This is a genomic window from Streptomyces sp. NPDC056347, assembly GCF_042262625.1.
Lineage (GTDB): Bacteria > Actinomycetota > Actinomycetes > Streptomycetales > Streptomycetaceae > Streptomyces.
Map to the genome: position 1 here is coordinate 1 of NZ_JBHJQP010000222.1, position 11697 is coordinate 11697.

General features: G+C 72.6%; 14 protein-coding genes. 13 read left to right on the top strand and 1 reads right to left on the bottom strand.

What is annotated here, in order from left to right:
* Positions 1-126 precede the first annotated feature (126 nt).
* Positions 127-714: an ArsR/SmtB family transcription factor gene (locus tag ACFCV8_RS32705; protein WP_376689127.1), complete on the top strand. Its 588-nt coding sequence runs from the start codon at positions 127-129 to the stop codon at positions 712-714.
* Positions 715-739: 25 nt separating this feature from the next.
* A complete protein-coding gene (locus tag ACFCV8_RS32710) occupies positions 740-2002 on the top strand; it encodes an MFS transporter (protein ID WP_376689128.1) in 1263 nt (420 codons plus the stop codon).
* Between the two features lie 7 nt (positions 2003-2009).
* Here the strand turns inward: ACFCV8_RS32710 and ACFCV8_RS32715 are convergent, their stop codons facing one another.
* A complete protein-coding gene (locus ACFCV8_RS32715) occupies positions 2010-2642 on the bottom strand; it encodes a TIGR03085 family metal-binding protein (protein ID WP_376689129.1) in 633 nt (210 codons plus the stop codon).
* Between the two features lie 84 nt (positions 2643-2726).
* Here ACFCV8_RS32715 and hisI point away from each other — a divergent pair, with 84 nt between their 5' ends.
* The 11 genes from hisI to lgt all read left to right on the top strand — a co-directional run bounded on the left by hisI (position 2727) and on the right by lgt (position 11651).
* On the top strand, positions 2727-3110 hold the full coding sequence (gene hisI / locus ACFCV8_RS32720; RefSeq protein WP_376689130.1) for a phosphoribosyl-AMP cyclohydrolase: 384 nt from the start codon (positions 2727-2729) through the stop codon (positions 3108-3110).
* Positions 3111-3121: 11 nt separating this feature from the next.
* On the top strand, positions 3122-4615 hold the full coding sequence (locus tag ACFCV8_RS32725; protein ID WP_376689131.1) for an anthranilate synthase component I: 1494 nt from the start codon (positions 3122-3124) through the stop codon (positions 4613-4615).
* Between the two features lie 14 nt (positions 4616-4629).
* Positions 4630-5280 (top strand): TIGR02234 family membrane protein, encoded by a 651-nt coding sequence (locus tag ACFCV8_RS32730; protein WP_376689132.1) that lies wholly within the window; start codon positions 4630-4632, stop codon positions 5278-5280.
* A gap of 136 nt (positions 5281-5416) precedes the next feature.
* Positions 5417-5668 carry an HGxxPAAW family protein gene (locus ACFCV8_RS32735; protein ID WP_376689133.1) on the top strand — a complete coding sequence of 84 codons (252 nt, stop codon included), beginning with the start codon at positions 5417-5419 and terminating at the stop codon, positions 5666-5668.
* An 83-nt stretch (positions 5669-5751) separates the two neighbouring features.
* On the top strand, positions 5752-6261 hold the full coding sequence (locus tag ACFCV8_RS32740) for a DUF2752 domain-containing protein (protein ID WP_376689134.1): 510 nt from the start codon (positions 5752-5754) through the stop codon (positions 6259-6261).
* Between the two features lie 113 nt (positions 6262-6374).
* Positions 6375-7184, top strand: a complete 810-nt coding sequence (gene trpC / locus ACFCV8_RS32745) for an indole-3-glycerol phosphate synthase TrpC (RefSeq protein ID WP_376689135.1) — start codon at positions 6375-6377, stop codon at positions 7182-7184.
* Positions 7185-7191: 7 nt separating this feature from the next.
* Positions 7192-7410: a tryptophan biosynthesis modulator TrpM gene (gene trpM / locus ACFCV8_RS32750; RefSeq protein ID WP_376689136.1), complete on the top strand. Its 219-nt coding sequence runs from the start codon at positions 7192-7194 to the stop codon at positions 7408-7410.
* A gap of 132 nt (positions 7411-7542) precedes the next feature.
* On the top strand, positions 7543-8784 hold the full coding sequence (trpB, locus tag ACFCV8_RS32755) for a tryptophan synthase subunit beta (protein ID WP_376689137.1): 1242 nt from the start codon (positions 7543-7545) through the stop codon (positions 8782-8784).
* Positions 8781-9593: a tryptophan synthase subunit alpha gene (gene trpA / locus ACFCV8_RS32760; RefSeq protein ID WP_376689138.1), complete on the top strand. Its 813-nt coding sequence runs from the start codon at positions 8781-8783 to the stop codon at positions 9591-9593. Before trpB ends, trpA begins: the two co-directional genes overlap by 4 nt.
* Before the next feature lie 74 nt (positions 9594-9667).
* Entirely contained in the window at positions 9668-10495 is an 828-nt protein-coding gene (locus ACFCV8_RS32765; protein WP_376689139.1) for a DsbA family protein, read from the top strand.
* 109 nt (positions 10496-10604) lie between these two features.
* Positions 10605-11651 (top strand): prolipoprotein diacylglyceryl transferase, encoded by a 1047-nt coding sequence (gene lgt / locus ACFCV8_RS32770; RefSeq protein WP_376689140.1) that lies wholly within the window; start codon positions 10605-10607, stop codon positions 11649-11651.
* The last annotated feature ends 46 nt before the right edge of the window (positions 11652-11697 follow it).

The window sequence follows — 11697 nt, forward strand, 5'->3', positions numbered from 1 at the left end:
GGGCGGAGCCGATTCCTCGGCCCCGTCCGGCGACGGGCTTTTCGCTGCTCTCCCCGTACCAAAATCCGCAGCTTTTATTGCGCAACAAAGATTGCGCAACTTTCCTTTTGTATCTACGGTGGGGGCATGGCAAGCAACGAATCGCGCCGGGTCTCGGACCTGGAAACCCTGAAGGCGTTCGGACACCCGCTGCGGATGCGGCTCTACCGGGCGCTCTACATCGCCCGCAAGGCCACCGCCTCCCAGCTGGCCGACCAGGTCGACGAGGCGGTCTCCCTGGTCAGCTACCACCTGCGCAAGCTCGCCGACCACGGCCTGATCGAGGAGGCCGAACAGCAGGGCAAGGACGGCCGCGAACGCTGGTGGCAGCCCGCCTCGAAGGGGCTCAACTTCCACGAGGAGGACTTCCACGACGCCCCCGAGAAGGCCGCCACCCACGCCGCCGTCGGCCGCCTCTCCTTCGACCAGCACATCGAGCTGTACCGCCGCTACCTCGACTCGGCCCCCAGCTGGCCGCTCCCGTGGCGCAGCGCCGCCGCCAGCTCCGAATACCTGGCCCGCCTCACCGCCGAGGAACTCACCGCGCTCAACCGCGAACTGCACCGGCTGATCGACCGGTACGAGGAACAGGGCCGTGCCCGCGAGGAGGCGGGGGACACCGAAGGCCGAGAGAACGTCGCCCTCCACGTGTACGCGTTCCCGTTCCGCCCCTGACCCGCCGCCCCGGGAGGCCGACCCCATGAGCGTCACCGACACCGCCGCACCCGCACCCGCACCCGCACCTGTCACCGAACCGCCCGCCCACCGCGACGGCAACGTCCTGCGCTGGCTCGGCGCCTACACCGCCTCGATGATCGGCGACAGCGTCTACTACATGGCGCTCGCCTGGGCCGCCGCCCGCACCGGCGACGGCACGCAGACCGGGATCGTCCTCGCCGTCGGCTCGATACCCCGGGCCGTCCTGATGCTCGGCGGGGGAGTGCTCGCCGACCGGATCGGGCCGCGCCGGGTCGTCATCGGCAGCGACGCCGTCCGCTGCCTGGTCGTCCTCGCCCTGGCCGGAGCCCTGCTGGTCTCTTCGCCCGCGCTGTGGATGCTGATCGCCGTCGCCCTGGTCTTCGGTGTGGTCGACGCCCTCTTCCTGCCCGCCGTCGGCGCCCTGCCGCCCCGGGTCACCGCCCCCGGCCAGCTGGCCCGGGTCCAGGGCATGCGCGGCCTGTCCATCCGGGCCGCCAACGTCGTCGGCGCCCCGCTCGGCGGCCTCGCCGTGGCGCTCGGCGGACCGGGGCTCGCCTTCGCCGCGGCCGGGATCCTCTTCGCGGTGTCGCTCCCGCTGCTGATGTCGCTCCGGCTGCGCCCGGCGCCCGCGCAGGAGGGCGCGACGGCCTCCAGGACCGCCTGGGGCGACCTGGCCGACGGGCTGCGCCACATCCGCCGCCACCCGCTGCTCGGCCCGCTGATGATCGTCGTCGCCGTCAGCGAGCTCGGCTTCGTCGGCCCGCTCAACCTCGGGCTGATCCTGCTCGCCGAGGAACGCCACTGGGGCGCCTCCGGCATGGGCTGGATCATCGCCGCCTTCGGCCTCGGCGCCGGTGCCTCGGCGCTGCTGCTCGCGGTACGCGGCCGGGTGCCCCGCGCCGGGCTGGTCATGTGCCTGACCGTGCTGAGCGGCGCAATCGCCATCGGCGCTCTGGCCCACCTGCCCTCGGTGGCCCTGGCCGCCGCCGCAGCGGTCTGCGTCGGCCTCTTCGCCGGGCTCGGCGGCTCCCTGTGCGGCGCCCTGATCCAGACCGTCACCGAGCCCGCCTACCTCGGCCGGGTCACCTCGGTCTCGACGCTCTTCACCCACGCCCTCGCCCCGCTCAGCTACCCGGTCACCGGAGCGGCCGTCGCCCTCTGGGGAACCGGACCGGTCTTCGCCGCCAGCGCCACGCTCTGCGCCGCCGGAGCGCTGACCGGCCTGGCCTTCACCCGGCTGCGCCGCGCGGAACTCCCGGGCTGAACAGGCCCTACATCCCCAGCGCCGCCGTCTGCAGCCGGTCCACCGCCTCCTTGTCGCCCTCCAGCCCCACCGTCGCCGCCGACTGCCGCCCGAACGCGAAGAGCAGCAGCTCACCCGGCTCGCCGGTCACCGTCACCACCGGGGCGCCCTTGTGCGCCACCACCGTCCGGCCGTCCGGTCGGCGCAGCACCAGCCCCACCGGGGACTTGCGCCCCAGCAGCCGGGCCGTCCGCTCGGTCCGCGACCAGAGCAGATCGGCGAAGACCGGGTCCAGCTCACGCCGAGACCAGTCCGGCTGGGCCCGGCGCACGTCCTCCGTGTGGATGTAGAACTCCACGGTGTTGGCGGCCTCGTCGACCTGCTTCACGGCATACGGGGAGAACCTCGGCGGCCCCGTACGGATCAGCTGGATCAGCTCCTCGTACGGCTTCGCGGCGAACTCGCCCTGCACCCGTTCCAGCCGGTTGCGCAACGCGCCCACCAGGAGCCCGCCCGCCGCGTCGGGCCGCCGCTCCCGGACCACCACATGGGCGGCCAGGTCCCGGGCACTCCAGCCGCTGCACAGGGTCGGGGCCTCCGGGCCGACGGCCTCCAACAGGTCGGCGAGCAGAAGACGTTCGCGCTTCGCATGGGTCGACATGGTCGCCAGCGTACGACCGCCGCACCCGGTCCGCCCAGTGGACACCGCACCGGACGGGCGCCCCGGCCACGGCACAATGGCTCCATGAGCAGCGCGCCCACCCCCAGCACCCCGTCGCCCTCCGGCGGCCTCGACCCGGCGATCGCCGCCCGCCTCAAGCGCGGGGCGGACGGACTCTTCCCGGCGATCGCCCAGCAGTACGACACCGGCGAGGTACTGATGCTCGGCTGGATGGACGACGAGGCCCTGCACCGCACCCTCACCACCGGCCGCTGCACCTACTGGTCCCGCAGCCGCCAGGAGTACTGGGTCAAGGGCGACACCTCCGGCCACACCCAGGAGGTCAGGTCGGTCGCCCTGGACTGCGACGCCGACACCGTTCTGGTCAAGGTCGACCAGACGGGTGCCGCCTGCCACACCGGGGACCGCACCTGCTTCGACGCCGACGTCCTCCCGCTCGGGCAGTAGGGTCTGCCGCCATGGATCTCGAAACCTTCCGCAAGCTCGCCGTGGACCGGCGCGTCATCCCCGTCAGCCGCAGACTCCTGGCGGACGGCGACACCCCGGTCGGTCTCTACCGCAAGCTCGCGGGCGAGCGCAGCGGCACCTTCCTCCTGGAGTCGGCGGAGAACGGCCGCACCTGGTCGCGCTACTCCTTCATCGGGGTGCGCAGCGCCGCCACCCTCACCGTGCGCGACGGACAGGCCCACTGGCTGGGCGTCCCGCCGGTCGGCGTCCCCCTCGACGGCGATCCGCTGGAGGCCCTGCGCGCCACCGTCGAGATCCTCCACACCCCGCGCGACCTGGTCGCCGACGACGGACTGCCCCCGTTCACCGGCGGCATGGTCGGCTACCTCGGCTACGACATCGTGCGCCGCCTGGAGAAGATCGGCGACAGCACCGAGGACGACCTCGGCCTGCCCGAGCTGACCATGCTGCTCACCTCGGACCTGGCCGTCCTCGACCACCGCGACGGCACCGTCCTGCTGATCGCCAACGCGATCAACCACAACGACCTCTCCACCGGCGTCGACGAGGCCCACGCGGACGCCGTCGCCCGCCTCGACGCCATGGAGCGCGACCTCTCCCGCCCCGTCGAGAACGCCCCCGCGGCCCTCCCCGACTCCGCGCTGCCGCCGTACACCGCGCGCTGGGGCGGACCGGCGTACCAGGACGCCGTGGAGGACGTGAAGGAACGCATCCGGGCCGGCGAGGCCTTCCAGGTGGTCCCCTCCCAGCGTTTCGAGACCCCGTGCACCGCGAGCGCGCTGGACGTCTACCGGGTGCTGCGCGCCACCAATCCCTCGCCGTACATGTACCTCCTCCGGTTCGACGGCTTCGACGTCGCGGGCTCCAGCCCGGAGGCCCTGGTCAAGGTCGAGGACGGGCGGGCCATGGTCCACCCGATCGCCGGCACCCGGCACCGCGGCGCCACCCCGCAGGAGGACCAGGCGCTCGCCGAGGAACTCCTCGCCGACCCCAAGGAACGCGCCGAGCACCTGATGCTCGTCGACCTCGGCCGCAACGACCTGGGACGGGTCTGCGCCCCCGGCACCGTCGAGGTCGTCGACTTCATGTCGATCGAGCGCTACTCGCACGTGATGCACATCGTCTCCACCGTCACCGGCAAGGTCGCCGAGGACCACACCGCGTTCGACGTCCTGACCGCGTGCTTCCCCGCGGGCACCCTCTCCGGCGCCCCCAAACCGCGCGCGATGCAGATCATCGAGGAGCTGGAGCCGACCCGCCGCGGACTGTACGGCGGCTGCGTCGGCTATCTCGACTTCGCCGGGGACTCCGACACCGCCATCGCCATCCGCACCGCACTGCTCCGCGACGGCACGGCGTACGTCCAGGCCGGGGCCGGGGTCGTCGCCGACTCAGACCCGGCCGCCGAGGACACCGAATGCCGCAACAAGGCCGCCGCGGTGCTCCGCGCGGTGCACACGGCCAACCGCCTCCGCGGCGCGTGAGGCGGTAGGGGATAGTGGAGTACGTGAGCGCTGTCCCCGTACCCCAGCCCCGTGCCCGAGCCGTCACCGCCCCCGACGCCCCGGGAAGCCGCCGCAGCCTGGCCTCAGGCCTGCTCCTCGGGGCGGTCGGTGCCACCGTCGTCCTGCTCGCCTCCGGCCAGACCTGGGCCGAGGGCAAGGCGTCCGTCGGCGGCGGCTCGCTGCCGCTGAGCGCCGACGGCCAGGACGTCACCGGGGTCCCGGCCGCACTGGCGATCGTCGGTCTCGCCGCCCTGGTCGCCGTCTTCGCCGTCCGCGGGATCTCCCGGACGGTCGTCGCCGGGCTCCTCGCCCTCAGCGGGCTGGGCGCCGTGCTGAGCGCCTGCCTGGGCGCCTCCGACAGCGCGGCGCTCGACGAGAAGACCGCCGAGACGACCGGTGACGCGGCCGCGACCATCGGCGCGCTCACCCACACCGCCTGGCCCTACGTCACCGCGGCGGGCGGTCTGCTGATCCTGCTCGCCGGGCTCCTCGCCCTGCGGTACGGCGGGCGCTGGCCCACCATGTCGGGACGGTACGAGCGGGACGGCACCCCCCGCCCCCGCAAGACCGCCCGCGCCATGGACCCGGACCGGCCCGAGGACCTCTGGAAGGCCCTGGACCGCGGCGAGGACCCGACGCGCTAGGCCGCACCCCGAGATCACGTCCTCACTGTTCGTGCGGGACAATGGGGCCGAGCTTCCAGCACAGCGGCACCAGCATCGCGTACAGCAGCTTTGCCTACAGCGAAACCAACAGCGCAACATCAACAAGGAGCAACTCATGGCGGGCAGCAGCCACGGACACACCCCGGCCGCCTGGACCGGTGTCATCATCTCCTTCATCGGCTTCTGCGCCGCGGGCGTCTTCATGGTCGCGGCCAGCCCCGTCGGCTTCTGGGCCAGCATCGGCGTCATCCTCCTCGGCGGGGTCGTCGGTCTCGCGATGAAGGCCGCGGGCCTCGGCATGCCGAAGGAGTCGGCCGAGATGGCGGCCGCCCGGGCCCGCGCCGGACAGGCGCAGGTCTCCTCCTGACGCCGCACGGCACCCCTACGCACGCGAGGCGCGGCCCGGACGACCGGGCTGCGCCTCGCCGCGTCAGCGGGGACAATCACCGGGTGGACGCATCGACCGACCCCGCCGCCGCCCCGGCCCGCGCACAGGCCCCGGCCGCCGGGCCCGTGCCCGGCCCGCCGTATCCGCCGGTCCTCCCCCCGGCGCCCGTACCCGCCTCGCGCATCCGGCGGCTGGCCACCCCGGTGGCCGTCATGGCCGCCGTCGTCGGCGCCTTCGGCTACGTCGGCGCCGTGGACCCCAACGAGCCCGGCCACTACCCGGTCTGCCCGCTGCTGCGGTTCACCGGGATCTACTGCCCGGGGTGCGGCGGGCTGCGCAGCGCCCACGCGGTGGCGCACGGCGACATCGCCGCCGCCCTCGGTTCCAACGCGCTGGCCGTCGTCGGTTACGCGGCCTTCGCCGTCCTGTGGACGCTCTGGACGGTCCGCGCGGTGCGTGGCACCCGCATGGGTCTCGCGGTGAGACCCGCCGTCTGGTGGGGGATCGGCGCCGTGGCGCTGGTCTTCTCCGTGGCGCGGAATCTTCCGTTCGGATCCGTTCTCGCCCCTTGAATGCCCAGGTAGTGGGACATTCGGCAATCAGGTTCGGGTCGGCGGCCTCCTGCGGATAGCATGGACACGGCTGATCCTGTTCCCTCATCACCTCCCGGAAGGGGGCCGCTCGCGTGAGTGTGCTCGACGAGATCATCGACGGCGTACGCGCCGACCTCGCAGAGCGGCAGGCGCGTGTCAGCCTCGACGAGCTGAAGGAACGCGCGGCGCGCGCCCCGCAGGCCAAGGACGGGGTCGCGGCCCTGCGAGGCGAGGGCGTCAACGTCATCTGCGAGGTCAAGCGGTCCAGCCCCTCCAAGGGCGCACTGGCCGCGATCGCCGACCCGGCGGCCCTCGCCGCGGACTACGAGGCGGGCGGCGCGTCCGTCATCTCGGTCCTCACCGAGCAGCGCCGCTTCGGCGGCTCGCTCGCCGACCTGGAGGCCGTCCGCGCCAAGGTCGACATCCCGGTCCTGCGCAAGGACTTCATCGTCACGTCGTACCAGCTCTGGGAGGCCCGTGCCTACGGCGCCGATCTGGCCCTGCTGATCGTCGCCGCCCTGGACCAGGAGGCCCTGGTCTCGCTGATCGAGCGCGCCGAGTCCATCGGCCTGACGCCGCTGGTCGAGGTGCACGACGAGGACGAGGCGGAGCGCGCCGTGGCCGCCGGGGCGAAGGTCGTCGGCGTCAACGCCCGCAACCTCAAGGACCTGAAGGTCGACCGCTCCACCTTCGATCGGGTCGCCCCCGAGATCCCCAACCACATCGTCAAGGTCGCCGAGTCCGGCGTCCGCGGCCCGCACGACCTGATCGCCTACGCCAACGCGGGCGCCGACGCGGTGCTCGTGGGCGAGTCCCTGGTCACCGGCCGTGACCCGCGCGCCGCCGTCGCCGACCTGGTGGCCGCCGGCGCCCACCCCGCCCTCCGGCACGGACGGGGCTGACCTGGCCGTGTCCGCCGTCCGCCCCGCGTCCCGCCCCCGGCAGGGCCTGCGCCCCACCGCCGCGTCGGCCCGGGTCCCGCACGCCCCGCTGGCGCGCGGCTGCCGGCCCCGCGGCTGCCGGGCCCCCGCCCGCCGCGTGCACGGCCGACGGGTGCGGTACGTGATCGGTGACGAACCCGGACAGGTCAACGGCATGCGATGGCGCACGGGGTCCGCGCCCAGCTGACCCCGGCCGACGTACCGAACCACTTCAGTCCCGTACGTATGCCCGCACCGCCCGCTCCTCCTGGCCGGGTGGCGCTCCGCTCATGGCGCAAACGGTCAAATCACCCATTGCGATGTCGAGGAGCAATGTCGGATGTCATCTGACTTCTTCATTCCGGACCCCGAGGGTCTGATCCCCAGCGCCGAGGGCTACTTCGGCGCGTTCGGCGGCAAGTTCATCCCGGAGGCGCTGGTCGCCGCCGTGGACGAGGTCGCCGTCGAGTACGACAAGGCCAAGGCGGACCCGGCGTTCGCCGCCGAGCTCAACGACCTCATGGTCAACTACACCGGCCGGCCCAGCGCGCTGACCGAGGTGCCGCGCTTCGCGGAGCACGCGGGCGGCGCCCGGGTCTTCCTCAAGCGCGAGGACCTCAACCACACCGGCTCGCACAAGATCAACAACGTGCTGGGCCAGGCGCTGCTCACCCGGCGGATGGGCAAGACCCGGGTCATCGCCGAGACCGGAGCGGGCCAGCACGGCGTCGCCACCGCGACCGCCTGCGCGCTCTTCGGCCTGGACTGCACCATCTACATGGGCGAGATCGACACCGAGCGGCAGGCGCTGAACGTGGCGCGGATGCGGATCCTCGGCGCCGAGGTCATCGCCGTGAAGTCCGGCTCCCGGACCCTGAAGGACGCCATCAACGAGGCGTTCCGCGACTGGGTCGCCAACGTGGACAGCACGCACTACCTCTTCGGTACGGTCGCCGGACCGCACCCCTTCCCGGCCATGGTGCGCGACTTCCACCGGGTCATCGGCGTCGAGGCCCGCCGCCAGATCCTGGAGCGGGCGGGCCGGCTCCCGGACGCCGCCGTCGCCTGCGTCGGCGGCGGCTCCAACGCCATCGGCCTCTTCCACGCCTTCATCCCGGACGAGCGGGTCCGGCTGATCGGCTGCGAGCCCGCCGGACACGGCGTGGAGACCGGCGAGCACGCGGCGACCCTGACCGCGGGCGAGCCCGGCATCCTGCACGGCTCGCGCAGCTACGTCCTCCAGGACGACGAGGGCCAGATCACCGAGCCGTACTCCATCTCGGCCGGTCTCGACTACCCGGGCATCGGCCCGGAGCACTCGTACCTCAAGGACATCGGCCGCGGCGAGTACCGCGCGGTCACCGACGAGGCCGCCATGCAGGCGCTCCGCCTCCTCTCCCGCACCGAGGGGATCATCCCGGCCATCGAGAGCGCGCACGCGCTGGCCGGGGCCCTGGAGGTCGGCAAGGAGCTCGGCAAGGACGGGCTGATGGTGGTCAACCTGTCCGGCCGCGGCGACAAGGACATGGACACCGCGGCCCGCTACTTCGGGCTGTACGACGGGGCGGAGGACGGCAAGTGAGCGGCAACGTGGAGCTGTTGGAAACCACCCTGGCACGGGCGAAGGAGGAGGGCCGGGCCGCGCTCGTCGCCTACCTCCCGGCCGGGTTCCCGACCGTCGACGGCGGGATCGCGGCCGTGAAGGCGGCCGTCGAGGGCGGCGCCGACGTCATCGAGGTGGGCCTGCCGCACAGCGACCCGGTGCTCGACGGACCGGTCATCCAGACCGCCGACGACATCGCCCTGCGCGGCGGTGTGAAGATCGCCGACGTGCTGCGCACGGTCCGCGAGGCGCACCGCGCGACCGGCGTCCCGATCCTCGTCATGACGTACTGGAACCCGATCGACCGGTACGGCGTCGAGCGTTTCACCGCCGAGCTCGCCGAGGCGGGCGGCGCCGGGTGCATCCTGCCCGACCTGCCCGTCCAGGAGTCCGCCCTGTGGCGGGAGCACGCCGGCAAGCACGGTCTCGCGACCGTCTTCGTCGTCGCGCCGAGCAGCAGGGACGAGCGCCTCGCCACCATCACCGCGGCCGGTTCCGGCTTCGTCTACGCGGCCTCGCTGATGGGCGTCACCGGCACCCGCGAGTCGGTCGGCGACCAGGCCCAGGACCTGGTCCGGCGCACCCGCGCCACCACGGACCTGCCGGTCTGCGTCGGCCTGGGCGTGTCGAACGCCCGGCAGGCCGCCGAGGTCGCGGGCTTCGCCGACGGGGTGATCGTCGGCTCCGCCTTTGTCAAGGCGATGCTGGACGCTCCCGACGAGGCGGCCGGTCTGGCCGCCGTCCGCTCCCTCGCGGGCGACCTCGCCGAGGGTGTTCGAAAGCGCTGATCGGAGTATCACCCGAACGGGTGGACCTGGACCGGGGAGGCGCGCGTGTGCCTCCCCGGTTCGTTGCTGCGGTTGTGAGCGAGAAGAACGAACAGGGAAAAAGGGCCGCGCGCGAACGGCTCGCACAGCAGCGTGAACGCCAGCGGGCGAGCGAGCGCCGCAGGCGCACGCTGATCGTCTCCAGCGCCGTGGTGGGTGTGCTGGCGCTGGCCGCCGTCGTCGGCGTGATCGCCGCGAACAGCGGCGGCAAGAACAGCAAGGGCGAGGCGGCGGGTCCCGCGGTCGCCCCGTCCGGCGCGACCGGGAAGGACAGCCTGGCCATCCCGGTCGGCGCGGACGACGCCCCGTCCACGCTCACGATCTGGGAGGACTTCCGCTGCCCGGTCTGCGCCCAGTTCGAGAACGCGTTCCGCGACTCCGTCCACGAGATGGAGAGGACCGGGCAGCTCAGGGTCGAGTACCACCTCGCCACGATCATCGACGGCAATCTCGGCGGCAGCGGCTCGCTGCGCGCGGCCAACGCCGCGGCCTGCGCCCAGGACGCCGGAAAGTTCTCCGCGTACCACGACGTGCTCTACAGCAATCAGCCGCAGGAGACCGACGACGCCTTCGGTGACAACGCCAAGCTGATCAGCCTCTCGGGGAAGGTCCCCGGTCTCGACACCGCCACGTTCCGCGGCTGCGTGGAGGACGGCAGGCACGACACCTGGGTCAAGAAGTCGAATACGGCGTTCCAGAACGGCGGATTCCAGGGCACGCCGACCGCGCTGCTCAACGGGGAGGCGATCTTCCCGAAGAAGGGCAATGAGCCGATCACCGTGGCGAATCTGAAGAAGTGGGTGGCGGAGGCCAACAAGGGCAAGAAACCGGGCACGGTCACTCCTGCCCCGTCGGGTTCCTGACCGGCCACCGGGCGGTGCCCGGAAGGGAATTCGCGGCCCGGCCCGTTACCCATACGTTGCCGGGTGGGTTGCCTCAGCCCCCACCCGGCAAGGTAGCGTCGACTCTGCCATGGAACTTGCCTACATTCCCAGCCCGTCGACCGGCGTGATCAATCTCGGCCCGATCCCGCTCCGCGGCTACGCGTTCTGCATCATCATCGGTGTCTTCGTCGCTGTCTGGTTCGGCAACAAGCGCTGGGTCGCCCGGGGCGGCAGATCCGGTACCGTCGCCGACATCGCCGTCTGGGCGGTGCCCTTCGGCCTCGTCGGCGGCCGTCTCTACCATGTCATCACCGACTACCAGCTGTACTTCAGCGAAGGACAGAACTGGGTCGACGCCTTCAAGATCTGGCAGGGCGGCCTCGGCATCTGGGGCGCGATCGCGCTCGGTGCCGTCGGTGCCTGGATCGGCTGCCGCCGCCGGGGCATCCCGCTGCCCGCCTGGGCCGACGCGCTGGCCCCCGGGATCGCCCTGGCCCAGGCCTGCGGCCGCTGGGGGAACTGGTTCAACCAGGAGCTGTACGGCAAGCCGACCGATCTGCCATGGGCACTGAAGATCAGCGATGGCCCCAACCGGGTCGCCGGCACGTACCACCCGACGTTCCTGTACGAGTCGCTGTGGTGCATCGGTGTCGCCCTGCTGGTGATCTGGGCGGACCGTCGCTTCAAGCTCGGACACGGCCGGGCCTTCGCCCTGTACGTCGCGGCGTACTGCGCGGGCCGGGGCTGGATCGAGTACATGCGGGTCGACGAGGCCCACCACATCCTGGGCCTGCGCCTGAACGTGTGGACCGCACTGATCGTGTTCGTGCTCGCCGTGGCGTACATCGTGATCTCGGCGAAGGTACGGCCGGGGCGCGAGGAGATCGTGGAGCCCGGCGCGGCGGAGGAAGCTGCCGCCGAGGCCGCCGGTGACACCCCGAAGGACGCGGACGCAGAGAAGGACGCGGACGCCGAGAAGGGTGACGCGGACGCCGAGAAGGACGCGGAGAAGGCCACCGGGTCCGACGCGGGCGACGACGCCGGGGACAAGGCGCCGGACGCTCCCGAGGACGGGTCCGGAGCGCCGGAGAAGCTGAAGAAGAAGGACACCGCGGACGCGGCCAAGAACGGCTGAGCCGCAGCGAACCCTGCGTGGGGCCCAGGACCGGCCGGTCCTGGGC

Coding starts and splice junctions, on each gene's coding strand:
- ACFCV8_RS32705 (WP_376689127.1), top strand. CDS start 127: ATGGCAAGCAACGAATCGCGCCGGGTCTCGGACCTGGAAACCCTGAAG.
- ACFCV8_RS32710 (WP_376689128.1), top strand. CDS start 740: ATGAGCGTCACCGACACCGCCGCACCCGCACCCGCACCCGCACCTGTC.
- ACFCV8_RS32715 (WP_376689129.1), bottom strand. CDS start 2,642: ATGTCGACCCATGCGAAGCGCGAACGTCTTCTGCTCGCCGACCTGTTG.
- hisI (WP_376689130.1), top strand. CDS start 2,727: ATGAGCAGCGCGCCCACCCCCAGCACCCCGTCGCCCTCCGGCGGCCTC.
- ACFCV8_RS32725 (WP_376689131.1), top strand. CDS start 3,122: ATGGATCTCGAAACCTTCCGCAAGCTCGCCGTGGACCGGCGCGTCATC.
- ACFCV8_RS32735 (WP_376689133.1), top strand. CDS start 5,417: ATGGCGGGCAGCAGCCACGGACACACCCCGGCCGCCTGGACCGGTGTC.
- trpB (WP_376689137.1), top strand. CDS start 7,543: ATGTCATCTGACTTCTTCATTCCGGACCCCGAGGGTCTGATCCCCAGC.
- lgt (WP_376689140.1), top strand. CDS start 10,605: ATGGAACTTGCCTACATTCCCAGCCCGTCGACCGGCGTGATCAATCTC.